Below are 24,796 nucleotides of genomic sequence, written 5' to 3'. Positions count from 1 at the left end.
GCAAGGGGAGAGGGGCTTATTTGGTCATGCAGCCTGCGACGACTCGAGGAAGTCTTGCGCGAAGCGCTGCAGCACGCCGCCCGCTTCGTAGATCGAGACTTCTTCAGCCGTGTCCAGGCGGCAGGTGACCGGCACTTCTACGCGCTCGCCGTTCTTGCGGTGAATCACGAGCGTGAGGTCGGCGCGCGGCGTACGCTCGCCGATCACGTCATAAGTCTCCGTGCCGTCGATGCCGAGCGTCGTGCGGTTCGTGCCAGCCTTGAACTCCAGCGGCAGCACGCCCATGCCGATCAGGTTCGTGCGGTGAATGCGCTCGAAGCCTTCCGCCACGATCGCCTCCACGCCCGCGAGGCGCACGCCCTTGGCCGCCCAGTCGCGTGACGAGCCCTGGCCGTAGTCGGCACCCGCGACGATGATCAGCGGCTGCTTGCGCTCCATGTACGTCTCGATGGCTTCCCACATGCGCGTGACCTTGCCTTCCGGCTCGATGCGCGCGAGCGATCCCTTCTTCACGGCGCCGTCCACCACAGCCATCTCGTTGATGAGCGTGGGGTTCGCGAAGGTCGCGCGTTGCGCCGTGAGGTGGTCGCCGCGGTGCGTGGCGTACGAGTTGAAGTCCTCTTCGGGCAGGCCCATCTTCGCGAGGTACTCGCCCGCCGCGCTGTTCGCCATGATGGCGTTGGAGGGCGAGAGGTGGTCGGTCGTGATGTTGTCGCCGAGCACGGCGAGCGGGCGCAGGCCCGTCAACGTGCGCTCGCCCGCGAGCGCGCCTTCCCAGTACGGCGGACGGCGGATATACGTGCTCTGCGCACGCCAGTCGTAAAGCGGGTCCGTGGTCTCGCTGCTGGCGGCGGTGACCGCGAACATCGGTTCGTAGACCTTGCGGAAGTGCTCGGGCTTTACGCTCTGCGCGACGATGGCGTCGATTTCCTCGTCGGTCGGCCAGATGTCCTTCAGATACACCGGCTTGCCGTCCTGGTCCGTGCCGAGCGAGTCCTGTTCGATGTCGAAGCGGATCGTGCCGGCAATCGCATACGCGACCACGAGCGGCGGCGAGGCGAGGAACGCCTGCTTCGCATACGGATGGATACGGCCGTCGAAGTTGCGGTTGCCCGAGAGCACGGCGGTCGCGTACAGATCGCGATCGACGATCTCCTGCTGGATCTTCGGATCGAGCGCGCCCGACATGCCGTTACACGTGGTGCACGCGAACGCCACGATGCCGAAGCCGAGCTTTTCCAGATCCGGCAGAAGGTTCGCCTCTTCGAGGTAAAGCTCGACGGCCTTCGATCCCGGAGCGAGCGAGCTCTTCACCCACGGCTTGCGCGTGAGGCCGCGCGCGTTTGCGTTGCGCGCGAGCAGCGCGGCTGCGATCACGTTGCGCGGGTTGCTGGTGTTCGTGCAGCTCGTGATGGCGGCGATGATGACCGCGCCGTCCGGCATCTGTCCCGGCGTTTCTTCCCACTTGCCCGCGATGCCGCGCTCGGCCAGCGCCGAGGTGGGCAGGCGTTTGTGCGGGTTCGACGGGCCGGCCATGTTGCGCACGACGCTCGAGAGATCGAACGTGAGCGTGCGCTCGTACTGCGCGTTCGCGAGCGTATCGGCCCACAGGCCGCCGGTCTTCGCATAGGTCTCGACAAGCTTGACCTGCTCTTCCTCGCGGCCCGTGAGGCGCAGATAGTCGAGCGTCTGGTTGTCGATGAAGAACATCGCGGCCGTGGCGCCGTATTCGGGCGCCATGTTCGAGATGGTCGCGCGGTCGCCGAGCGTGAGGCTCGACGCGCCCGCGCCGCGGAACTCCAGATACGCGCCCACGACCTTTTCCTTGCGCAGGAATTCGGTGAGGGCGAGCACGATGTCGGTGGCGGTGATGCCGGGCTGGCGCTTGCCGTTGAGCTCCACGCCGACGATGTCGGGCAGGCGCATCCACGAGGCGCGGCCGAGCATGACGTTCTCGGCTTCGAGGCCGCCCACGCCGATGGCGATCACGCCGAGCGCGTCCACGTGCGGCGTGTGGCTGTCGGTGCCCACGCAGGTGTCGGGGAACGCCACGCCATCGCGCGCCTGGATCACGGGCGACATCTTTTCCAGATTGATCTGGTGCATGATGCCGTTGCCCGGAGGAATGACGTCGACGTTCTTGAACGCTTTCTTCGTCCAGTTGATGAAGTCGAAGCGGTCAACGTTGCGCCGGTCTTCGATCGCGCGGTTCTTTTCGAACGCTTGCGGGTCGAAGCCGCCGCATTCCACGGCGAGCGAGTGGTCGACGATCAGCTGCACCGGCACGACCGGATTGACCTTGGCGGGGTCGCCGCCTTGATCCGCGATGGCGTCGCGCAGGCCGGCGAGGTCCACGAGCGCGGTCTGGCCGAGGATGTCGTGGCACACGACGCGTGCGGGGAACCATGGGAAGTCGAGGTCGCGCTTGCGCTCGATGAGCTGCTTGAGCGAATCAGTGAGCGTAGCCGGGTCGCAGCGGCGCACGAGGTTTTCGGCGAGCACGCGCGAGGTGTACGGCAACGTGTCCCAGGCGCCGGGCTGGATGGCCTCGACGGCTTCGCGCGCGTCGAAGTAATCGAGCCGGGTGCCGGGAAGGGGCTTGCGGTAGGCGGTATTCACGGCTGTGGGGACCAATGAGGTTGTAAGCGGGGCGTTGCATGGGACCAGAGTCGGCGCTTTGCACCAGCTCTGGTCGGCAGAGGCGATGTCGTCACTTTACGACGCATCGCCCCCGTTAGCCGTTAGCCGAATGGCTAACGTTAAGAGATCAGCGCTTGCCGATCGGCGTGAACTTCAGATTCTCCGGACCCGTGTAGTTGGCGCTCGGGCGGATGATCTTGTTGTCGATGCGCTGCTCGATGATGTGCGCGCTCCAGCCGGCGGTGCGCGAGATCACGAACAGCGGCGTGAACATGGCCGTCGGCACGCCCATCATGTGATACGAGACGGCGCTGAACCAGTCGAGGTTCGGGAACATCTTCTTGACGTCCCACATCGTCGATTCGAGGCGCTCGGCGATGTCGAACAGCTTCAGGTTCGACTGCTCCTTCGAGAGCTTCTTCGCGACTTCCTTGATGACCTTGTTGCGCGGGTCCGAGATCGTGTACACCGGGTGGCCGAAGCCGATCACGACTTCCTTCGCTTCCACGCGGCGGCGGATGTCGGCTTCAGCCTCGTCCGGCGTCTCATAGCGCGACTGGATCTCGAACGCGACTTCGTTGGCGCCGCCGTGCTTCGGGCCGCGCAGTGCGCCGATCGCGCCGGTGATGGCCGAGTAGATGTCCGAGCCCGTGCCGGCGATCACGCGGCCCGTGAAGGTCGAGGCGTTGAACTCGTGCTCCGCGTAGAGGTTCAGCGAAACGTGCATCGCGTCGACCCACGACTTCGACGGCTCGCGGCCGTGCAGCAGGTGCAGGAAGTGGCCGCCGATCGAGTCGTCGTCGGTTTCCACTTCGATGCGCTTACCGTTGTGCGAGTAGTGATACCAGTACAGCAGCATCGAGCCGAGCGAGGCCATCAGGCGGTCGGCGATATCGCGCGCGCCGGGCAGGTTGTGGTCGTCCTTCTCCGGCAGCACGGTGCCGAGCACCGACACGCCCGTGCGCATCACGTCCATCGGGTGCGCCGAGGCCGGCACCCATTCGAGCGCCGCCTTCACGTTCGCGGGCAGGCCGCGCAGCGCCTTGAGCTTGGTCTTGTACGCCGCGAGTTCAGCCGTGTTCGGCAGCTTGCCGTGCACGAGCAGGTAGGCGACTTCTTCGAATTCGCACGCGGTGGCGAGGTCGAGAATGTCGTAGCCGCGGTAGTGCAGGTCGTTGCCGGTGCGGCCCACGGTGCACAGCGCGGTGTTGCCCGCCGCCACGCCGGACAGCGCGACGGACTTCTTCGGCTTGAACCCGCCTGCGGCCTGCGTGGTGTTATCGGTTTCGCTCATGGTGTCGTCCTTCCTCTCTCTTAATCTGGGCAGATAGTCTGATGATTGCGCAGCGTTACTTCTTCGCGGCGAAGAGCGCGTCGAGCTTGTCTTCGTACGCGTGATAGCCGAGGTACTTGTAGAGGTCCTCGCGCGTTTGCATCGTCGAGACGGCGGCCTTCTGGGTGCCGTCGCGCTTGACCGTCTCGTAGAAGTTCAGCGCCGCCGCGTTCATCGCGCGGTACGCGCCGCAGCAGTAGAGCGCGATGTCCACGTTGGCGCTCTTGAGCTCTTCGGTCGTGAAGAACGGCGTCGAGCCGAATTCCGTGAGGTTCGCGAGGATCGGCACCTTCACCGCGGCCCGGAAGCGGCGGTAGTCGTCGAGCGTCTTCATCGCTTCGGGGAAGATCATGTCGGCGCCCGCTTCCACGTAGGCGACGGCGCGCTCGATGGCCGCGTCGATGCCTTCCACGGCGGCCGCGTCGGTGCGCGCCATGATGACGAAGCCGTCGTCGGTGCGTGCGTCCACCGCGGCCTTCACGCGGTCGACCATCTCGTCTTTGGCAACGACTTCCTTGCCCGGACGATGGCCGCAGCGCTTCTGGCCCACCTGGTCTTCAAGGTGCACGGCCGCGACGCCGGCCTTGATGAAGGACTTGATCGTGCGCGCGATGTTGAAGGCGCCGCCCCAGCCCGTGTCGATGTCGACCATCAGCGGGATGTCCACGGCGTCGGTGATGCGGCGCGCGTCGATCAGCACGTCGTCCATGGTGCTGATGCCGAGGTCCGGCACGCCGAGCGAGTTCGCGGCCACGCCGCCGCCCGAGAGGTACACGGCCTTGAAGCCAGTCTGCTCGGCGAGCTTGGCGGCATAGGCGGTGATGGCGCCCACGACCTGCAGCGGTTGTTCGGCGGCAACGGCCGCGCGGAATTTCGCGCCGGCGCTTGCGGGGGATTTCGTGTTCATGCGGGATGTCTCCGAGGGAATCGGCGCTGATACTGCAGATACCGTGCCAGCGCAGAGGCGCGTCGCTAATGCATTGATTTTGCGCTGGATAGACGTTGGCGCGCTTCCCGCCCTGATTTCCAGTTTGAAATTACGATTTCAAATTTGAAATTCAGGCGCGATAATGAAATGTCGATGAAATACCGAGCTGCCCTCTCATGAACCGCTTTCCCTCCGCCTCCGAATTTCGCCCGCGCGTCTGGGCCATGGGCATCAGCCGCCTGCGCGACCTGTTCCGCGACATCGCCGGCGAATACGACGGCCTGGCCGATGTGCGCGTGGTCGCGCGCGGCTTCGAGGAAGCCGCTGCCGAAATCGCCGCCGCGCCGCCGAACCAGCGGCCCGACGTGGTCGTGGCGGCGGGCTCGAACGGCACCTACCTGAAGGCGCGCATCGACTTGCCGGTCGTGCTCGTGCAGCCCACGGGCTTCGACGTGATGCAGGCGCTCGCCCGCGCGCGCCGCGAGGCGGACCTCGTTGCGCTCGTGACCTATGGCGAGACGCCCTCAGAAGTGCGGCGCTTCGCGAGTGCGTGGGGGCTGGACGTGGTGTTCGCCTCGTATCGCACCGTGCAGGACGCCGAGGCCTGCGTGCTGGACCTGCGCGACCGGGGCGTGGGCGCGGTCGTGGGCCCGGGTCACGTGAACGATCTCGCGGCGCGGCTCGGTCTCGTGCCGTTCTTCGTGTATTCGCGCTCCTCGGTGCGCGCGGCCTTCGACAACGCGCTCGAAGTCGTGCAGGCCACGTGGCGCGAAACGCAGCGGCGCCAGCGTCTGGACAGCGTGCTGCAGCATCTGCGCGACGGCGTGGTGGCGCTCGACGCGAACGGGCGCGTGGAGGCGATCAACCAGCGCCTCGCTGCCGTGCTCGGCATCGATCCGGCGGCGGCTGCGGGCCGCTCGCTCGAGGACCTCGCGCCCGACATCGCCTTCACGCTGCCCGACGCCGACGGCGAATCGCTCGAAACCGTGCGCGGCGTGAGCTACATCGTGCATCGCGGGCCGCTCGTTGACAACGGCGTGGCCTCGGGCGCCGTGCTCACGTTTCAGGAGTCGCGCGCGGTGGAGCGCCTCGACCGCACCTTGCGCTCGCGCCAGCGTACGCAGCAGTTCGTGGCGCGTTACCGGCTGGGCGACCTGAGCGGCGCGACGCCGGGCATCGTTCGCGTGCGCCAGCTCGCGCAGCGCTACGCCCGCTCGGACGCCACCGTGCTGATCCGTGGCGAAAGCGGCACCGGCAAGGAGATGATCGCGCAGGGCATCCACCGCGAGAGCCCGCGGCGCGATTTCCCGTTCGTGGCGATCAACTGCGGGGCGTTTCCCGAGACGCTGCTGGAGAGCGAGCTGTTCGGCTACGAGGAGGGCGCGTTCACGGGCGCGCGGCGCGGCGGCAAGGTCGGGCTGATCGAGGCGGCGCACCGCGGCACGCTCTTTCTCGATGAGATCGGCGAGATGCCGCTGCCGCTGCAAAGCCGCCTCTTGCGCGTGCTGCAGGAGCGCGAAGTGGTGCGTCTGGGCGCGACCGAGCCCACTCGCGTGGATGTGCGCGTGGTGGCGGCCACGCACCGCGGGCTCACCGAGCAGATCGAGTCGGGCGAATTCCGCGCGGACCTGTTCTATCGTCTGAACATCCTGAATCTGGCGATTCCGCCGCTGCGCGAGCGCGGCGCCGATATCGTGCCGCTCGCGGCCGAACTGCTGCTGCAGTCGGCGCGCCGCGAGCCGCGCGTGGCGCTGCGCATCCGCACGCAGGACGATGCCACGCGCGCGCTCGCGCCCGTGGGCGAGGCGCTGGCGCGTCACGGCTGGCCTGGCAACGTGCGCGAATTGCAGAACGTGGTCGAGCGGATGGTGGTGGAGCTCGCGGATTCGGACGTCGACGTGCTCACGCCCGAGGTGTTGCGCGCGATCGCACCTGAGGTGTTCGAGACGCGCGGCGGCGCGGCGCGCGCCACGTCTGCGTGGGCCGCCGCGGCGTTAGAGGACGACGCAGCCGACGTGGCCGATCCGCGCGATCAGCCGCTCACCCTGCGCGAACGCAGCCTGACGGTGGAAGCGGACGAGATCCGCGCGGCGCTCGAAGCGCACGGCGGCGACCGCGAGCGCGTGTGCGCGCAGCTCGGCATCAGCAAGACGACGCTGTGGCGGCGCCTGAACGCCGCCAAGGCAAAACCGGGCGCGAACCACGCAAGCGGCGGAAATGGTGGAAGCGGGGACGGCGGCGCGCCCGCGCGGCGCAAACCGGCGCGCGAAGCATGACGCGCAGCAGCGCGCCGCCTTCACCGCGCGCTCAGTTCTTGATGCCGTTCAGCAGTTTCGCAACCACGCCGTGCTGGTGCAGCACTTCGGGGCTCTTTTGCAAGAGCGCCTGATAACGCTCGAAAAATTCCTCCGACTCCTCGCCCGCGAAGAGGCCGGCCACCCCTTCGGCGGCACCCACGCGGTCTTCGGATTTCGCGTCCTTGGCGTCGAGCGTTTCGTCGACGTTCGCGATGACCGTCGAGAGCGGCATGAGCCAGCGGAACCCCGAGCCGTTGATCAACACCTGCAGGAAGGCGGCCGGCGTCGTCGGGCCGAACTCGCGTTCGTACTCGGCGCGCTCGTGATCGAGGATCGCCTTGTGCAGCGTGAGGAGCGGCTTGCGGACTTCGGAGAGGAACTGGATTGCGCGGACTTCGTCCATCGTGGCGGCTCCTTGATTGCGTTCGACATCGCGCGGCCGCAAGGCGCGCGCCCATGCCGACGATGGTAGCGCAACAGGGCGGCGCGCGTGGCTATGATGCAGCGCGCCCGATGCAGCGCGCCCGATGTGGCGTGACTGATACGGCTCGACTCATGCGGCGTGCCTGAGGCAACAAGCGCACGCAGCAGCGTGCCTGCACGCATCGGAAGCCGGCGCTACACTCGCCCGGTCCTCGAATGGCCGTTTTCGTGCCAGCGTGCGCGCATTTGAGTCGCGTGCAGGAACAACGCATCGGCATGGCCATCGATTGCTCGTTTGCACCGACCAATCCCCATATCGGAGAGCCGCCTCATGACGACGTTAATCATCAATGGCGAGACGCACACGATCGATGCGCCGCCCGACATGCCGCTCCTCTGGGTTCTGCGCGACCTCGTCGGCCTCACCGGCACGAAGTTCGGCTGTGGCATTGCGCAATGCGGCGCGTGCACCGTGCATCTCGACGGCGAGGCCGCGCGCTCGTGCGTGCTGCCCGTCGCGGCGCTCGAAGGCCGCAAGATCACGACGATCGAAGCCGTGGGCGCCACGCCCGCCGGGCAGCGGGTCCAGAAGGCGTGGCGCGATCTGGACGTGGTGCAGTGCGGCTACTGCCAGTCGGGACAGGTGATGTCGGCGGCGGCGCTGATCGCCGCGAACGCGAACCCGAGCGACGCCGATATCGACGCCGCCATGGCGGGCAACATCTGCCGCTGCGGCACCTACACGCGCATCCGCGCGGCCATCAAGCAAGCCGCGAAGGAGGCCTGATATGTCGCAAGGTCTCATCGAGGCAGGCAAGGGCGCCGGGGCCGCGCGCGCCGCGGGCAGCGCGAACGTCTCCCGCCGCGCGTTCCTCAAGCTCGGCGCGGCGGCGGGCGGCGGCCTGCTGCTCGGCTTCAGCGTCGGCGCCCTCGGACAGGGCGGCGCCACGGACTTGAATGGCATGCGCAAGTCGGTGATCGGCGGCGACGGCAACGAGGCGCCGCAGCCAGGCGTGTTCGAGCCGAACGCGTTCGTGCAGATCGACCGCGCGGGCAAGGTCACGCTGATCATGCCGAAGGTGGAGATGGGGCAGGGCACCTATACGGCGCTGCCGATGCTGATCGCCGAGGAACTCGAAGTTCCACTCGGCAGCGTGACGATCGATCACGCGCCGCCCAACGCGAAGCTGTTCACCGACCCGCTGCTCGGCGGTCAGCTCACGGGCGGCTCGACCTCGGTGCGCTATGCGTGGGAACCCATGCGCCGCGCGGGGGCGACGGCGCGCGTCGCGCTGATCATGGCGGCGGCACAGCAATGGCAGGTCGATCCGGCGGCGTGCCACGCGAAGAACGGTGAAGTGCTGCACGACGCGAGCGGAAGACGCGCGCCGTACGGCTCGCTCGTGGACGCGGCGGCGAAGGTGCCACTGCCGCAGAACGTGCCGCTCAAGGCGCCCAAGGATTTCACGCTGGTCGGCAAGCCCACGAAGCGGCTCGACTCGCCCGAGAAGGTGGATGGCAGCGCGCTCTTCGGCCTCGACGTGCGGCTGCCCGGCATGGTCTACGCGGCCATCGTCAACTGCCCGGTGTTCGGCGGCACGCTCGCGCGCGTCGACGACACGCACGCGAAGCAGATCCCCGGCGTCACGCAGATCGTGAAGATCGACAACGCCGTGGCCGTGATCGGCGCGCATACGTGGGCCGCCAAGCGCGGTGCTGCGGCGCTCGTCATCGAATGGAACGAGGGGGCGGCGGCCCAACTTTCGATGCGGCAGATCGTCGGCGAGATGGCCGATGCCGCGCAAAACGCGCAAGGCGCCGTGGCGCGCAAGGACGGCGACGTGCAGAAGGCATTCGGCGGCGCAAAAACGCGTGTCGATGCCGTCTATCAGCAGCCCTTCCTCGCGCACGCCACCATGGAGCCGATGAACTGCACGGTGCACGTGCGCGCCGACGCCTGCGAGATCTGGGTGGGCACCCAGGTGCCCACGCGCACTGTGGATGCTGGCGTGGCCGTGACCGGCCTCAAGCCCGAGCAGATCGTGGTGCACAACCATCTGCTGGGCGGCGGTTTCGGGCGGCGTCTCGAAGTGGATCACATCACGCAGGCGCTCAAGATCGGCAAAGCCGTGAACGCGCCGGTCAAGGTCCTCTACACCCGCGAGGAGGACATTCAGCACGACATGTACCGGCCGTGCTACTACGACCGCATCTCGGCGGGGCTCGACGCCAACGGCAAGCCGGTGGCGTGGCAGCATCGCATCGTCGGCTCGTCTATCCTTGCGCGCTTCGCGCCGCCCGCAGTGACGAACGGCGTCGATCCGGACGCCGTGGAGGTGGCCGCCGATCTGCCCTACGACCTGCCGAACCAGCTCATCGATTACGTGCGCCACGAGCCGCATACGGTGCCCACTGCCTTCTGGCGCGGCGTGGGTGCAACGCGCGGCACCTTCGTGGTGGAGAGCTTCGTCGACGAGCTCGCCGTGGCCGCGAAGACCGATCCGGTGACGTACCGGCGCAATCTGCTCGGCAAGACGCCGCGCGCGCTCAACGTGCTCGACGTGGCGACGCGCGCCGCGAATTGGGGGCCGCCCGCGCCCAAGGGCCAGGGGCGCGGCGTCTCGGTGATGCACGCGTTCGGCAGCTACTTCGCGATGGTCGCCGACGTCACCGTGACGAACGGCGAGGTGCGCGTGAACCGCGTGGTGTGCGCGGTCGACTGCGGCATGACCGTGAACCCGGAGACGATCGAGGCGCAGGTCCAGGGCGGCGTGGTGTTCGCGATTTCAGCGGTGCTCTGGGGCGAGGTCACGATCGAGCGCGGGCGCGTCACGCAGACCAACTTCACCGACTACCGCATGCTGCGCATCGACGAGGCGCCGCAGATCGAGGTGCATATCGTGAAGAGCACCGAGGCGCCGGGCGGAATCGGCGAGCCGGGCACGGCGGCACTCGCGCCGGCTGTGACGAACGCGATCTATGCGGCGACCGGCACGCGCCTGCGGCAGCTGCCCGTTGGGCGTCAGCTCATGAACGCGCAAACCGCCTGAGGAGGCGTCGATGAAGATATTCAACGTATCCTCGAGCACGCGAGGAAATGCTACTAACGGTCTCCGACGCAACCCCACTTCAAGCGAGGGCGGCGGCACTGGCACGCGACATCGAATCGATGGCTCGAAGGTCGGCCGAAATTGGCTCTGCAGGAAGGGCCGCGGCATGAGTGCGCGGCTGGCGGCTGCCGCCACCGCTGCTGCGGCGCTGGCTGCCGCGACACTCGCGCTCGCGCCTGGCACCGCCTCGGCCGCGTCGAACGCCGGCGCAAGCGCCGACGCCGCCACGCTCCAGCGCGGCGCCTACCTCGCCCAGGCCGGCGACTGCGCGGCTTGCCACACGGTGCCGCACGGCAAGCCGTTCGCGGGCGGCCTGCCGATGAACACGCCGCTCGGGCGCATCTACACGACCAACATCACGCCCGACCCGGACACGGGCATCGGCGGCTACAGCGAGGCCGATTTTGCGCGTGCGCTGCGCGAAGGCGTCGCGAAGGATGGCCACAACCTCTATCCGGCAATGCCCTATCCGTCCTACGCCAAGGTCCGCGACGACGACGTGGCGGCGCTCTATGCGTACTTCATGCACGGCGTCGAGCCGGTCAGGCAGGCCAACCGCGAGAGCGACATCAAGTGGCCGATGAACATGCGCTGGCCGCTCAAGATCTGGAACGTCTTGTTCCTGAAGGCGGGCGTCTACGAAGACAAGCCGGGCAAGGACGCCGCCTGGAACCGCGGCGCGTATCTCGTGCAGGGCCTGGGCCATTGCGGCTCGTGCCATACGCCGCGCGGCATCGGCTTTAACGAGCAGGCAAGCGACGAAAGCGGCAGCGCGTTCCTCACCGGCGCGCTGCTCGACGGCTGGTTTGCCTCGAATCTCACGGGCGAGCACAACACCGGGCTCGGGCGCTGGAGCCAGGCCGACCTTGCGCAATTCCTGAAGACGGGGGCGAACCAGCACGCGTCGGCGTTCGGGGCGATGACGAGCGTCATCAACAACAGCACCCAGGCGCTCAACGACGCGGATATCGGCGCGATTGCGGCCTACCTGAAGTCGCTGCCAGCGGCGGGCGGCAACGGTGCTGCGGCGTACGCCTACGATCCCAAGGCCACCAAAGTCTCGCTTGCGCGACCCGCCAACGACGCGGGCGCGCGCGTCTACACGGCGTACTGCCTGCATTGTCACGGCGCCGACGGCCGCGGCTTCGCGCCTTTCTTCGCACCGCTGGCGGGCAATCCCAACGTGCTTGCGAAAGAGCCCGCGTCGCTCATCAACGTGACGCTGAACGGCACCGGCGACCTCGTGATCCAGGGCATTCCGGCGGCGTATCCGATGCCGGCCTATCGCGGCCAGTTGAGCGACCAGCAGGTCGCCGATGTGCTGAGCTTCGTGCGCGCAGGCTGGAACAACGGGGCGGGCGCGGTCGGGGCTGCCGATGTCGCGAAGCTGCGGGCGATGACCGAGCCGGTGCAGCAGGCGCAGGGGACGCAGTGAGACGCACGGCGGCGGGAAGGGCGCCGCTTGCTCCGGCCGCGGCGGCCGGGACGGCAGCCGGCGCGCTCTCCGTCGTCGCGCTGCGCCGCGAGGAACTGCCCATCGATACCGTCGAGCTCGCGCGTTTCATGGTCGGCAAGTATCTGGTCCGCGATGCCGATGAAGGCGCGGATGACGCGCGCATCGTGGGACGGCTTGTCGAGGTGGAAGCCTATCCGCTCGGCGACTCGACAAGCCACGCGTTCATCGGACGACGTGCCTGGAATGCGTCGATGTTCCTCGCGCGCGGCCACGCCTATGTGCGGCTCACTTACGGCAGCGCCTGGATGCTCAACATGTCGAGTGAGGCCGAGGAGGTGGGGGCGGGCGTGCTGTTTCGCGCCGTCGAGCCGCTCGAAGGACTGGCGGCGATGACGCAACGGCGCAGCGGCGCGCCGCTGCGCGATCTCGCGCGCGGACCCGGGCGGCTCACGCAGGCGTACGGCATCGGCCCATCTTTCGACGGCGTCGATCTTTGCAGCGGGCGAGGGTTATGGATCGGCCGTCTCGACACAACGGCGCAAAAGGCGGCTCAGCATGTGCCGGCCCGGGCCGTGGAAGTGACCACGCGCATCGGCCTGTCGCGCGAAACACATCGGCTGCTGCGTTTCTACGAAGCGGGCAGCCGCTTCGTCAGCGGTCCGCGCAAGCTGCTGGCGGGCAGCGCCTGAGGCCGATTGTTGTGCATATTGCATTGTTGCCACGAACGAAACTGTATTTTTGAGAAATAGGTATTTGCCCTTATCACCTACCTCAATAAACTTGAAATCGTTGGCTCGCGGCAAGCCGTTGCAAGCCGGCCCACAACAAGCGATGGAGGTAAGTGATCATGAAGACCCGTACCCTGATTCAAGCCGCTGTCGTGGCGGCGCTCGTTGCCGCCCCGGCGTTGTCGTTCGCGCAAGACCAGAGCAACGCACCGAAGACCCGCGCTGAAGTGCGCCAGGAACTGATCCAGCTCGAGCAGGCCGGCTATAACCCGGCAACCGCCAACGACTCCACCTATCCGAGTGACATCCAGGCCGCCGAATCGCGCGTCACGCAGCAAGAAGGCATGGCCCAGGCGCAATTGCCGACCGCCGATACCACCGGCTATGGCGGCGCGTCCATGGGCACGATGCAGTCGGGCCAGCCGGCGCCGCACCTGGCACCTGCGCAGTCGACCTATTTCGGTAACTGATTTCGACGCTGCGGCGCGGCGCGCAAGCGAGACGCGATGCGGCCAGCGCATCGCGTCCTGTGTCTCTTGCACCCGCTAGCCGGGATTCGCCGGGATCAGGTTCAGGCAGCGCACTCAGGCACGCAGAGCGCGTGCCCATCCTCGATCGCAACGGCCGGACGGGCTGCGCCCGCCCGGTTTGCAAGCCCTCGCAGCATTTTCATGCGTGGAACCTCCGCCGCCGCAAGGTGGCTTCGCCCAACCCGCCCCGGATTGGGCTTTTTTTCTGGGCGCACAAAGCGCCCGTGCGGGGGCAGCGCGGGGTCAGCGCACCTCGATGCCTGCCTCGCCCGCCGCGAGCCGTCAGGCGGCCGGTCCGCCGGTGATGTAATGCTCGAGCTGCGAGATCGTGAACTGCTGCTCGGCGATGATCTCCTTCACGAGGTCGCCGATCGACACCATGCCCACGAGCTTGCCGTCGGCCATGACGGGAAGGTGGCGCATGCGCCGCTCGGTCATGAGCGCCATGCAGTCGTAGGTGGTCTGGTCGAGTTCCACGAAGCGCACATGCGGGCTCATGATGTCGCGCACGGCGGTCGTCTTGGACGAACGGTCCATCAGCACGATCTTGCGTGCATAGTCGCGCTCGGTGACGATGCCGACGATCGCGTCGCCGTCGGTGACCACCAGTGCGCCGATCTGCTTGTCGGCCATCAGGCGGACGGCGTTGAACACCGAATCGCTTGCGGCGATCGTATGAACCGCCTGTTCCGCCTTGGATTTGAGTACTTGGGCAACGCTCGTCATAGGGCGACTCCAGTTCGTCCTTCTTGTCGTTCGGACATTGCGTGGTGTGGCACGAGTGGGGTGTGCACCGTTCGTGCCAGTTCAGTAAGCCATGAAAGCCATACCAGTATAGGCTGATGGACGCTCGCGCGGCGTCTGGATATGCGCGCGATGGCACGTAGCGCCTGGGGACAGCGGGGCGGGAAGCGCCAAATGGCGGTACACTCCGGTTCCAAACATCAATCCGGCATTGGGCCGGTTTTTGCCAGCCATTTGTTCCAGATCATGCCTAAGCTTCAAGAGCCGTCCTGCGCGGACGGCGATAACGCCGAGGAATGCGTCGTACTTGACGCAGTCGCCACGCTGCCCACCCGTTACGGCACGTTCGAGTCTTATGTCTATCGGGTCAAGGACGGCGGCGCCGAGCACGTCGCGCTCGTGATGGGCGACGTGGGGGGCGGCGAGCCCGTGCTCGCGCGCCTGCACTCCGAATGCCTGACCGGCGACGTGTTCGGCTCGTACCGGTGCGACTGCGGCGAGCAGCTCGACCTCGCGCTGCGCTACATCGCGGCCGAGGGGCGCGGCGTGCTGCTGTATCTGCGTGGCCACGAGGGCCGCGGTATCGGTTTGTCGAACAAGATTCGCGCCTATCAGTTGCAACAGCAGGGCCGCGACACCGTCGAGGCGAATCTCGACCTCGGCCTGCCCGACGACGCGCGCGAGTACGATTCGGCGGCGGCGATCCTGCGCCTGCTGAAGGTCACGTCGGTGCGGCTGATGAGCAACAATCCGAAGAAGTTCGACACCCTCTCGAAGCACGGTATTCCCGTGATCGAGCGCGTCGCGCTGGCGATTCCGATGCGCGAGGAAAACGAGCGCTATATCCGCACCAAGCAGGTCAAGTTCGGGCACTACTTCGAAGAGAATGAGTAGGTTGGGCTTTGCCCGGGAGAGCCGATCATGATGGGCGGTATTCGGCAAACTATCGCTTGGCGTTTTGCGATCGTGCGCCACGCAATATCGTCGTATATCGATGGATATTCCGACGCGAGCGATCCGTCGGTTATCACGCACCGACGATTCCTGGCACTATCGTGAGACGCCGAGGCTGATTTCAAGGCCGACTGCTGCACGATGCGGTTGACTGCAAAGTACTGCTTATGTTGCCAGATCGTAGAATTGACCGGCGGTGGACGGATGGATTCGGCGAACGCATGAAGAATCGCGTGACTTATGCGGATTACGATCTGTTTACGCGCGCGAACCATTTGCCGCCTGTTTCGATAGCTCGGCCGATCTCGGATTCCGTTGTGTGATCAACCAGTCTGCGCCGCTCGGAAAATAGGCATGCAAAACGACGCGATCGCTCGAGGCGGCGAGCAGCCACACGTGCCGCTCCGGCAGGCCGCCACGATTTTGCTGGCGCTCGGCCTCGTGCTGCTCGCATGTGCGGCCGTTTGGGCATGGATGACGTTCTCGTCCACGCGCGGGATGATCGGCACGCAAGGCACCGTGGTCCGCTTTCTGAACGATAGCGGCGACCCGCGATTGCTTCGGCCGGTTTTCTCGTTTCTGACTCAGGGCGGCGAGCGCGTGGTGGTCGCGGGCCACACGGCCTCCACGCCACCCGCATACGAATTGGGCGAGAAAGTCACGCTTTACTATCGTGCTGACCGACCTTCGCAAGACTACGTGATCGATAACTTCAGCGAGAGATGGTTTCCCATTTCGGTCCTCGCTGTGTTGGGTTTCGCATTTGCGGGCGCTGGCGCGATCGCGCGCGCTTTCACAAAAGAAAACAGCGGCAACTATGCGAGCGCACTGAAAACGCGCGGCAGCGTTACGCAAAAGCGCCGTGCGTTGCACCGGCGTAATCTCACGATCTGCGCCGCGCCGATTGCGATGGGCGCAGTCATGCTCGCCATTGCGGGCGGGCTGTTCATGCACGAGCGCCATATCACGAGGACGTTTGTGCATACGACAGGGCAGGTTGTCGATATGGCGGAGCCTGAGCGCCGCGTGAGGGGGGCCGATCTCCATTCGGCAGTCGTGCAGTTCAAAACGGCAGGCGGCCAGGTAGTGACCTTCGTGCAGGGCTCCTCATCGACTGGCAATACGCTCGCTTTCAGCGATACAGCCGGTGTGCTCTACGACCCCGCCAATCCCCAGCGAGCCGTTGTCGACACGTTTGGGGACCGCTGGGGCGCGGTCGCGATATTGTGCGCGATCGGCTTGCCGATGATTGCGGTCGGCGTCTATTTTCTGTTAGGCCTGCTCGCGCCCGCTCGCCCGCGCAAGCGTTGAGCAACGCGCGGGCCGGCACAAAAGGCGCGTTGCCTGCAATCCCACCCCCCGAAACGCGTCCGCCGCAGGTTAGGCTAACTGATCAACTACCTGGCCGTATAACTGGTAGCCCCGCATCGCCCAGGGATCTTTTTCTGAAATGCCGAGCTTGCTGTCGCGAAGATCAAGCATCAACCGCAATGTTGACGGCTGGAGACGAGTGCCATGACGAGACCGTTCATTTGCGTCGGTGACTCACAGACTCATGGTGGCGTAGTGGTGAGCGGGGCGCCTGCCTCCGGCATCGACGCAATCGGGCGGGCCGAGCTTCAGTCGCTCTTTTCGGGCAATAGTGTGGAGGAACTGGCCCGGGGGCTGCCGACGTGAACGCAACGCAATGCAATACACGGCCGTCCGAAGCCCCCTTGAAGCGGTATCGGCTTTTTACGGCACGAGCACCGTCGAACCGACCGTCCTGCGCGACTCCAGTGCGCGATGCGCGTCGGCGGCCTCGGCGAGGGCGAACGTCTGTCCGGGTTCGCTGTGGATTTTGCCGGCCAGCACGAGATCGAACAGCTCGCGTGCCATCGACAGCATGTGCGAACGCGGCGTTGCGTAGTGCACCATCGCCGGCCGCGTCACCCAGATCGACCCTTTGCGAGCCAGCACACGGGTGTCGAGCACCACGGGACCGGAGGACGTGCCGTTGCTCACCAACGTGCCGCGTACCTGCAGGCTATCGAGCGAAGCCTCCAGCGTATCCTTGCCGACCGAGTCGAATACGACCTCCACGCCCTTGCCATCGGTCAGTTCGCGCACGCGTTCGGCAATGTTCTCGCGCGAGGTCACGATGGTGTGCGTGCAGCCGTTGCGTTTCGCTATTTCCGCCTTTTCGTCGGTGCTGACCGTCCCGATCATGGTGACGCCAATTGCCCGCGCCCACTGGCTGGCGATCGACCCCACCCCGCCCGCTGCGGCATGGTACAGGATGGTTTCTCCGCCTTTGAGCGGATAAACCTGCCGGAACAGGTACTGTGCGGTCATGCCCTTCATGATCAGTGTCGATGCGGTCTTGTCGCTGATGCCGTCGGGCAAGGGAATCAGCACGTCGGCGGGCATCACGCGCACATCCGAATAGGCGCCCTGCGGCCCCAGCAGGTAGCCCACTCTATCGCCCACCTCGATGTCGTCTACGCCCTCGCCAACGGCTTCGACCACGCCCACCGCATCGGATCCCAGGCCGTTGGGCAGGGCGAGCGGGTACTGGCCGGTGCGAAAATAGATGTCGATGAAATTGACGGCGACATACGTGTGCCGCACCCGAGCCTGGCCCGGGCCGGGCTCGCCCACCGCAACGGTTTCCAGCTTGAGGACTTCGGGCCCTCCGATCTGGTCGAATCGAATCGCTCGTGCCATATTGAGTATTCCTTGGTGATCAGTCGATGATTGCGCGGCTGTCGGGCCACACGTCCCGTCTTTGTATCGTGTGCCCGCGGCGGCCATTACCGGGCGATTCGCCCGCACTCGAGAAGCTTCAGTCCGGCTTGCGCAGGAACCCCTGGTTGCCGCCGTTTCGATTGGGCGCGAAGCCGTTGGCCTGAAGCGTCTCTTCCGCGGTGTCGTAGAACACGCCGATCTTGCAGATCTCGCGTGCCTGTTTCGCTGTCGCGATCGGGCGGCCGAATTCGCCCGCGATGCGCACCAGCTGCCTGATTTGCTCCACGGAGCTCATCTTGCCCGTGCGGGTCTGATTCCACAGCACATCCTCGATGCCGCACCGCACATGCAGGCCCAGGGCCATACCGATCATATTGATGGGCAGCACATTGAGCACCGAGCTTTCCACCGTGACCACCGCACCGTCGGGCACGGCACGCAGCATGTTGGCCAGGTTGTAGATATTCGCCTGATCCATGCCGCCGCTGATCGCCACCCAGTTCATCACCAGCGGTCCCTTGTACACACCGCGGCGAATCAGGCGCTCGATCGTTTCAAAGCTGTTGATGTTGTAGACCTGAAACTCACTTTGAATGCCGGCGGCCGACAGGCGGCGGATGTGCTCCTCAGCCCAACTGGGATTCGAGGGCACGATCATGTCCTTGTAGGTCCCATAGAGGTTCGGGAATCCGCGCGACACGCCCTTGAAGTCGTCGATGCCGGCGTGCTCCGTCACGTTCATCTGGGTGGTGTTGACGGTGACCGTCACCTGGTCGGGCTTCGGATCGAGTTCGGCCAGCATGTGCCGCGTGTCGTCGGAGAGCCATTTGGCCGCCGCGCCATCGCTCTCGGGCGCGAAGCTGATGGAGCCGCCCACCTGGATGATCATTTCCGGCACGCGCTCGCGCACGCCGGCGATCAGCTCGTTGAACATGGACAGGCGCTTGCTGCCCTTGCCATCGGCTTCGCGCACATGCAGATGCAGCACGGCGGCACCGGCTTCGTAGCAATCCGCGGCCTTCTGGATCTGCTCTTCCATCGTGATAGGGATATCTTCCGGGAAGTCAGAGGGAATCCAGCCCGGTGCGTAGGGAGCGGCGGTGATGATCAAGGGCTGCTGGTTCTCGGGATACAGGTGGCCGTCAAGGAAGTTCATGGTGATGGATCTCTACGTGAAATTTAGATACTCAGGATATCGAACGATATCTTTGGTGCGCTCGCATGATCAAGAGGGTGGCATTGCGATGCCGGCCATGCAGGCGTAACAAAGTACTGCGTCAGTCAAGGGTGTGGAATACGCCGGTGCGGCGACCGTTGCAGCGAAGCGCGCCGCAACGCGCCAGGCGTTGCGCAATCGGGTTCCCAGCGTGTTCGCGGGCGGCAATGGGGGCTGCATTCTTCCTCTCCACCGTGACTACGGTTCGGCCGCGCGCGAAAAGCGCAAGGCCAGCGTTGGTTTCAGTGTAGTCTTTTGATTAAATAATGTCGACAAGAATCTTTTAGACGGAGTACGATGGCGCTGAGAACGGTTGAGCCCCGTCGTTGCCGCAGGCTGGAGCCGACCCCTGGGCCACCGGGTATCAGTGTAAATATTGATGTCGACATTAATAAAATTTAGCCATCATGGCGCAACCGACGTTCGATCGAACGATCGGCCCATGGCCGGCAGCAGCGGGAGTCCACGGGTGTCTGGCTAGTCGCACAACGCAAAGAAAACGGAGGAGACGCAATGAAGCTGAAATGGGGAGCGGTGGCCGTGCTTGCCGTCATGGCCGGTGCTGCACACGCACAATCGTCTGTGACGCTGTATGGCGCCATCGACACGGGCCTGCTCTATCAGAGCACCTCGGCCGCGTCATACGCGGGCAACGCGAAGAACCTGGGGCATCTCTATTCCCTGAAGGACGCAGGCATCTATGCCAGCTTCTGGGGCATCAAGGGGACCGAGGACATCGGCAACGGCTACAAGGTCAATTTCCGGATGCAAGGCGTGTTCAATTCCGGCACTGGCAAGTTTGGCCTCGCGGATACGACGGGAGCCTCCGCGATCTTCGGCATGCAGTCGAGCGTGGGCGTGTCTGGGCCGTTCGGCTCGCTCGACCTCGGACGGCAGTACGCGCCGATGATCTTTGCGATGGCCGATACCGACGTACGCGCTGCCCAGTACTTCGGCAGCGTTCTCGGGGCGTGGCTCGGCCTGAACCAGGCAGCGCACTGGACCGGCACGAACACCAACGTACCGATCGGCGCGCTGTACGACGACAATGCGATCGTCTATCAGTCGCCGAAGTTCTACGGTGCATGGCTTGCGCTGGAGTACGCGCCGGGTGGCGTGGCGGGGCAGACTCAGGGCGGCACGCGCGAATCCGCCGTGCTGCGGTATTCAAACTACGGTCTAAACCTCGCGGCGGCGTACTACAACGGGCACGACACCAACCTGGCCGCAGCCACTCCCACTGGCCTCGACAACAACCGCTTTTATTACGTTGGCGGGAAGTACACCTTCCACGACCTGTCCGTTTCGCTTGGGTATGGTCTTGGGCAGAATCCGTCCAACAAGGCTTCAGCCAACCTCGAATTCATCTCGGCTGGGCTCGGCTACCAATTTACGCCGTTCTTCAAGCTGACCTCGGGTTTCTACTATATGAAGGATCGCAACGATTCCGCGAATCATTCGAGCGAATACGCGCTGGGTGCGGAATACAGCGTGTCCAAGCGTACGCTGCTCTATGCGCAGGTGGGCTATGTCAACAACCGGGGGACAATGAACCAGGCCATCACCTATGGAGCACCGGTTGCGCCGGGCGTGTCCACAACGGCGGCGAACATCGGCATCCGCCACACTTTCTGACGACATGAAACGCAACCGGAGCATGCAATGACAAAAAACAGGATCGTGAGCATCGCGCTCGGCGCGTCGATTTCCGCGCTGCTGGCAGGTCTGAGTGTCGAGGCGAACGCTCAGGACAACACCATGCCGGCTGCCTCCAGGGCGGCCCCTGCTGCGCCGACGGCAAGGGAAGTCAGGAAAGCAAACCGGGCGTTGAGCCGCAAGGTGTATGCGGCGCTCGCCAAGCACAAGGAAATCAACGCCGGTGACATCAGCATCGTCGCAAGAAGCGGTGCTGTCACGCTCAATGGCACCGTCACCGAGTCTTCCCAAATCGGCATCGTGGCGGAGATCGCGAAGGGGGTGCCTGGCGTGACGTCCGTGACGAACCGGCTTTCGGTTCAGCGAACCTTTGGCGAGTAGAAGGCCGCCGCACCTGTAGCGTCAATTGCAGAGGTGTACGTGAATCCATCGAGGAGACGGAATTGAATCTTTATACGAGCAACGCGGTGCCGACCGAGGCAGCCAAGGTTGCCGGCGGTACCCGCGCCTATGCGTGGTTGGTATTTGCATTGATGTTTTGTCTCCTGTTGTCAGACTACATGTCGCGGCAGGCGCTTAACGCATTGTTTCCGATGCTGAAAGTCCAGTGGGGCCTCTCCGATACCCAGCTAGGGTCGGTCAGCAGCATCGTACCGTTGGCTGTTGGCGTGTTGACGTTGCCGTTCTCTCTCGTTGCGGATCGTTGGGGGCGCGTCAAGAGCATTGCGCTGATGGCGGGCTTGTGGAGCATTGCCACGCTCGGATGCGCGATTGCAGCGAATTACCACGAGATGTTTGTCGCGCGCATGTTCGTCGGTGTCGGTGAGGCAGCCTATGGAAGCGTGGGACTCGCGATGCTCATCGGCATTTTTCCCAAGCGCATGCGTTCCAGTATCGTCGGCGGTTTTACGTCTGCCGCGGCCTTCGGGTCGGTGCTCGGCGTTTCGCTCTCGGGCATCATTGCGACCCACCTTGGGTGGCGCTGGTCAATGGGCACGATGGCGATTTTCGGCCTGGTGCTGGTCATCGTTTATGCCTTGGTCGTGACGGAAAAGCGCATGGCGCGCGTGCAAGCGGACGAGACCGATGACGCTCCGGCGCATGGCCGCCTCGCATGGGCTCCGCGAGCGCTTCTCTCCAGTCTGTTTCCGTCCCGTTCGGTGCTGTGTGCCTATCTTGGCAGCGCCCTGCAGCTCTTCATTCAAGGCACGCTTTTTGTGTGGCTTCCCAGCTACCTGAATCGCTACTGGGGGATGCCTGTCGCCAAGGCCGCCGTTGTGGCGGCGGGTCTTGTGCTGGTCAGCGGCCTGGGCCAATTCCTGTGTGGTGTGGTGACCGACTGGGTGAGCGGGGACTCGCCGCTCAGAAGGTGGAACATGGCCATTGGCTATTGCCTTGCGCTCGGTGTGCTGCTGGAATTCGCTTTCCGCATGCCGCCGGGCAACCTGCAGCTTGCATTGCTTGCGCCCGCGGTGTTCTTTCTGGCCAGCTCGTTCAGTACGTGCGGCGCGATTATTGCGGGAGCCACGTCACCGACGATTCACGGCTCGGCTTTTGCCACGTTGACGCTGTTCAACAATATCCTGGGCCTCGCAGCCGGTCCATTCGTCACCGGAATGGTGTCCGACGCGGTGGGTCTTCAAATCGCCATGCGATGGCTTCCCGTTGCGGCAATCCTGCCTTTGATCATGTATCTCCTTGGTCGATGGTGCTCCCGCGCGCAAGCGTGATGCCAGGACGAGTCTGAACACCGCACGGCATCTAAAGTTTCCGGAGAGAAGTATGAACGTTTTGGCCGGTGATCCTGTAGTTGCTAATCAGGATACCTATCTGATCAGCAAGCGGCGGGCATGGTTTGCATTTGGGATGACGTTCGCGCTCATGTTTTTCGATTTTATCGATCGACAGGTGATCGTCTCGCTGTTTCCTCACATCAGGAGCGAATGGGGCTTGAGTGACAAGGAACTGGGTTCCCTCGTGTCCGTCGTTTCCGTTGTTGTGGGCGCATGCGGCATACCCGTCGCGCTGGTGGCGGACCGGATGGGCCGCGTGAAGAGTATCGTCGCGATGGCTGTCTGCTGGAGCCTGGCTACGATCTCATGCATGTTCACGGCCAACTTCAGTCAACTGTTTGCAGCACGCGCCGTGGTGGGGATAGGCGAGGCCGGTTACGGCTCCGTAGGCGTGGCCCTCATCTCGACATTGTTCCCCGCTCGTTTGCGCAGTGCCGTGCTCGGTGCTTTTTATGCCGCGCCGTCGCTGGGCTCTGTCCTCGGTGTGGTGCTGGGTGGGGCGATTGCGGCCAGGTGGGGGTGGAAGGCTGCTTTTGGCGTGGTCGGCCTGCCTGGGCTCGTACTCGCATTGCTTTATCTTTTCGTGCGTGACTACAGGACCCTGCCGTTGGCGGCCGATTCAAACAAGACGGCCCAGTCGCTGGGGGAATCGCTGAAAAACATCTTCGGCACCATGGCACGCACCCGAACACTGCTGTGGGTGTGTGTCGCTGCGGCGGCACAACTGATTACCGTGTCGGCTATCTGGTCATGGTTGCCCAGCTATATGAACCGCTTCCAGGGCATGTCTCCAGAAGCCGCTGCCAGGGCGGCAGGGCTGGTCGTCTTGGTCGGTGCGGTTAGCTGTACGGTCTGGGGCGCCGTGGTAGGGCGTGTGGCAGTGCGCCGGCCGCGCAATAAACTACTCGCGCTCTCTGTACTGTGTCTGGCCACGTCGATCATTCTGGTGGCTGCATTTGGCGGCAGCTATGCCGGAAATGTACGGTTCGACCTGATCATCCTGGGTGCCTTTTTCATGAACTGCACGGTGGGTGTGGTCGCCGGGATTGCGATGGACATTATTCATCCTGGCGTGCGCTCCACGGGTGCAGCGGTCCTTTCTCTTTTTCAGAATATCTTCGGCCTGGCTGTGGGGCCATTGCTGACGGGCATTGTGTCGGACCAATGGGGTTTGCAGCGCGCCTTGACGGTCGTTCCCCTGTTTAGCGTATTGGCAGCGGTGTTTTTCGTCATCGCGATGCGCAGTTACGACGCAGACGCTGCGCGCGTTTGCGCCGTCGAGCTGGATATGGAGCCGCCTGGCGGCCACGCCCTGAACGCCGAAGTACGAGCCTGACCCAATCACTTAATGTCGATGTAAATAGTCGCGAAACAAGGAGTAACCGCTCATGATCAAAATCGAAAAACTGACCGCTTGCATTGGCGCAGAAGTGTCCGGTGTGAACCTGGGAGACGCTGCAAGGGATGCATCGCTGTTTGAAGAAATAAAGGCACTGCTGCTCAAACACCGGGTTCTCTTCTTCCGGGATCAGGTGATCTCTCGCGAGGAGCATGTTGATTTCGCGCGCAGATTCGGGAAACTGGAAGATCATCCTGTTGCGGGCAGCGACCCGGACCACCCAGGTCTCGTGCAGATCTATCGGTCGGAGGAAAAGAACCCTTATGAAAACAACTACCATACCGATGGATTGTGGCGAGCTGCTCCGTCCATGGGGGCGGTACTGCGCTGCATCGAATGCCCGGAGGTCGGCGGCGATACCATCTGGGTCAACATGGTCGAGGCTTACAGGCAACTGCCGGACGACATCAAGAAGCGTATCGAGGGCTTGAGGGCGAAAAGCAGCATCGAGCACTCGTTTGGAGCCGCAATGGGGCTCGAAGAGCGCAGGCAACTGGCCGCGCAAAATCCGGAGGTGGAGCACCCGGTCGTGCGGACCCATCCTGAGACTGGCGAAAAGGTCTTGTACGTCGGTAGCTTTACGACCCATTTCGTCAATTACCACACCGTCGAGAACGTGCGGTATGGCCTCGACAAGACGCCCGGCGCCAGTCTTCTGCTCAATTATCTGCAGAGCCAGGCATCGATTCCCGAGTATCAGGTCCGCTTTCGCTGGAAGCCCAATAGCGTGGCAGTCTGGGATAACCGGTCGACCCAGCACTATGCGGTCATGGACTATTGGCCGGCGCCGCGCAAGATGGAAAGAGCCGGGATTGAAGGTGACAGGCCGTATTGACGGGGTGCCGGTTCAAAATCGCTTTTG

21 protein-coding genes and 1 pseudogene are annotated in these 24,796 nt (G+C 64.5%); 14 read left to right on the top strand and 8 right to left on the bottom strand.

The features are described 5' to 3' along the window. Positions 1-24 precede the first annotated feature (24 nt). From acnD to prpB, 3 genes are all read right to left on the bottom strand, one after another. Entirely contained in the window at positions 25-2,619 is a 2,595-nt protein-coding gene (gene acnD, locus EYW47_RS16950; RefSeq protein WP_133195984.1) for a Fe/S-dependent 2-methylisocitrate dehydratase AcnD, read from the bottom strand. Between the two features lie 148 nt (positions 2,620-2,767). Further along, entirely contained in the window at positions 2,768-3,934 is a 1,167-nt protein-coding gene (gene prpC, locus EYW47_RS16945) for a bifunctional 2-methylcitrate synthase/citrate synthase (RefSeq protein ID WP_133195983.1), read from the bottom strand. A 55-nt stretch (positions 3,935-3,989) separates the two neighbouring features. Further along, positions 3,990-4,880 carry a methylisocitrate lyase gene (gene prpB, locus EYW47_RS16940; RefSeq protein WP_133195982.1) on the bottom strand — a complete coding sequence of 297 codons (891 nt, stop codon included), beginning with the start codon at positions 4,878-4,880 and terminating at the stop codon, positions 3,990-3,992. A gap of 197 nt (positions 4,881-5,077) precedes the next feature. Between prpB and prpR the strand changes: the two genes are divergently transcribed. Continuing rightward, on the top strand, positions 5,078-7,177 hold the full coding sequence (gene prpR, locus EYW47_RS16935; RefSeq protein WP_133195981.1) for a propionate catabolism operon regulatory protein PrpR: 2,100 nt from the start codon (positions 5,078-5,080) through the stop codon (positions 7,175-7,177). A 31-nt stretch (positions 7,178-7,208) separates the two neighbouring features. Here the strand turns inward: prpR and EYW47_RS16930 are convergent, their stop codons facing one another. Beyond that, on the bottom strand, positions 7,209-7,601 hold the full coding sequence (locus EYW47_RS16930; RefSeq protein ID WP_133195980.1) for a thioredoxin domain-containing protein: 393 nt from the start codon (positions 7,599-7,601) through the stop codon (positions 7,209-7,211). A gap of 351 nt (positions 7,602-7,952) precedes the next feature. Between EYW47_RS16930 and EYW47_RS16925 the strand changes: the two genes are divergently transcribed. The 5 genes from EYW47_RS16925 to EYW47_RS16905 all read left to right on the top strand — a co-directional run bounded on the left by EYW47_RS16925 (position 7,953) and on the right by EYW47_RS16905 (position 13,385). Next, on the top strand, positions 7,953-8,408 hold the full coding sequence (locus tag EYW47_RS16925; RefSeq protein ID WP_133195979.1) for a (2Fe-2S)-binding protein: 456 nt from the start codon (positions 7,953-7,955) through the stop codon (positions 8,406-8,408). A gap of 1 nt (position 8,409) precedes the next feature. Next, positions 8,410-10,671, top strand: a complete 2,262-nt coding sequence (locus EYW47_RS16920) for a xanthine dehydrogenase family protein molybdopterin-binding subunit (RefSeq protein WP_133195978.1) — start codon at positions 8,410-8,412, stop codon at positions 10,669-10,671. A 166-nt stretch (positions 10,672-10,837) separates the two neighbouring features. Continuing rightward, positions 10,838-12,166: a c-type cytochrome gene (locus tag EYW47_RS16915; RefSeq protein ID WP_133195977.1), complete on the top strand. Its 1,329-nt coding sequence runs from the start codon at positions 10,838-10,840 to the stop codon at positions 12,164-12,166. A gap of 80 nt (positions 12,167-12,246) precedes the next feature. Continuing rightward, entirely contained in the window at positions 12,247-12,876 is a 630-nt protein-coding gene (locus tag EYW47_RS16910; RefSeq protein ID WP_240763760.1) for a DNA-3-methyladenine glycosylase, read from the top strand. A gap of 158 nt (positions 12,877-13,034) precedes the next feature. Continuing rightward, complete coding sequence (locus tag EYW47_RS16905; protein WP_133195976.1) at positions 13,035-13,385, top strand: DUF4148 domain-containing protein; 351 nt, start codon at positions 13,035-13,037, stop codon at positions 13,383-13,385. 342 nt (positions 13,386-13,727) lie between these two features. Here the strand turns inward: EYW47_RS16905 and EYW47_RS16900 are convergent, their stop codons facing one another. Continuing rightward, positions 13,728-14,171, bottom strand: coding sequence for a CBS domain-containing protein (locus EYW47_RS16900; RefSeq protein WP_133195975.1), 444 nt, complete (start codon positions 14,169-14,171; stop codon positions 13,728-13,730). 264 nt (positions 14,172-14,435) lie between these two features. Between EYW47_RS16900 and ribA the strand changes: the two genes are divergently transcribed. Continuing rightward, complete coding sequence (gene ribA / locus EYW47_RS16895) at positions 14,436-15,083, top strand: GTP cyclohydrolase II (RefSeq protein ID WP_133195974.1); 648 nt, start codon at positions 14,436-14,438, stop codon at positions 15,081-15,083. Between the two features lie 414 nt (positions 15,084-15,497). Further along, entirely contained in the window at positions 15,498-16,454 is a 957-nt protein-coding gene (locus EYW47_RS16890) for a DUF3592 domain-containing protein (protein ID WP_133195973.1), read from the top strand. A gap of 55 nt (positions 16,455-16,509) precedes the next feature. Here the strand turns inward: EYW47_RS16890 and EYW47_RS16885 are convergent. Further along, a pseudogene (locus EYW47_RS16885) lies at positions 16,510-16,616 on the bottom strand (M15 family metallopeptidase); the annotation flags it as partial. 42 nt (positions 16,617-16,658) lie between these two features. On the opposite strand from EYW47_RS16885, the gene EYW47_RS40920 reads away from it, so the two are divergent. Next, positions 16,659-16,820: a PAAR domain-containing protein gene (locus EYW47_RS40920; RefSeq protein WP_165976601.1), complete on the top strand. Its 162-nt coding sequence runs from the start codon at positions 16,659-16,661 to the stop codon at positions 16,818-16,820. A 57-nt stretch (positions 16,821-16,877) separates the two neighbouring features. Here the strand turns inward: EYW47_RS40920 and EYW47_RS16880 are convergent, their stop codons facing one another. Then, positions 16,878-17,849, bottom strand: coding sequence for a quinone oxidoreductase family protein (locus EYW47_RS16880; RefSeq protein ID WP_133195972.1), 972 nt, complete (start codon positions 17,847-17,849; stop codon positions 16,878-16,880). Positions 17,850-17,967: 118 nt separating this feature from the next. After that, positions 17,968-19,026 carry a beta-keto acid cleavage family enzyme gene (locus EYW47_RS16875; RefSeq protein ID WP_133195971.1) on the bottom strand — a complete coding sequence of 353 codons (1,059 nt, stop codon included), beginning with the start codon at positions 19,024-19,026 and terminating at the stop codon, positions 17,968-17,970. Between the two features lie 573 nt (positions 19,027-19,599). Between EYW47_RS16875 and EYW47_RS16870 the strand changes: the two genes are divergently transcribed. The 5 genes from EYW47_RS16870 (at position 19,600) to EYW47_RS16850 (ending at position 24,769) form a co-directional block, all read left to right on the top strand. Beyond that, positions 19,600-20,721: a porin gene (locus tag EYW47_RS16870; protein WP_133195970.1), complete on the top strand. Its 1,122-nt coding sequence runs from the start codon at positions 19,600-19,602 to the stop codon at positions 20,719-20,721. A 27-nt stretch (positions 20,722-20,748) separates the two neighbouring features. Next, positions 20,749-21,123, top strand: coding sequence for a BON domain-containing protein (locus tag EYW47_RS16865; protein WP_133195969.1), 375 nt, complete (start codon positions 20,749-20,751; stop codon positions 21,121-21,123). 62 nt (positions 21,124-21,185) lie between these two features. Continuing rightward, positions 21,186-22,472 carry an MFS transporter gene (locus tag EYW47_RS16860; protein WP_240763752.1) on the top strand — a complete coding sequence of 429 codons (1,287 nt, stop codon included), beginning with the start codon at positions 21,186-21,188 and terminating at the stop codon, positions 22,470-22,472. Positions 22,473-22,524: 52 nt separating this feature from the next. Then, positions 22,525-23,871: an MFS transporter gene (locus EYW47_RS16855; RefSeq protein WP_133195968.1), complete on the top strand. Its 1,347-nt coding sequence runs from the start codon at positions 22,525-22,527 to the stop codon at positions 23,869-23,871. A 55-nt stretch (positions 23,872-23,926) separates the two neighbouring features. Beyond that, positions 23,927-24,769, top strand: a complete 843-nt coding sequence (locus tag EYW47_RS16850) for a TauD/TfdA dioxygenase family protein (RefSeq protein ID WP_133196074.1) — start codon at positions 23,927-23,929, stop codon at positions 24,767-24,769. The last annotated feature ends 27 nt before the right edge of the window (positions 24,770-24,796 follow it).

Source organism: Paraburkholderia silviterrae (assembly GCF_004353915.1).
Lineage (GTDB): Bacteria > Pseudomonadota > Gammaproteobacteria > Burkholderiales > Burkholderiaceae > Paraburkholderia > Paraburkholderia silviterrae.
The sequence above is the reverse complement of the archived record's forward strand: the minus strand, read 5'-3'. Positions and strand labels throughout refer to the sequence as shown.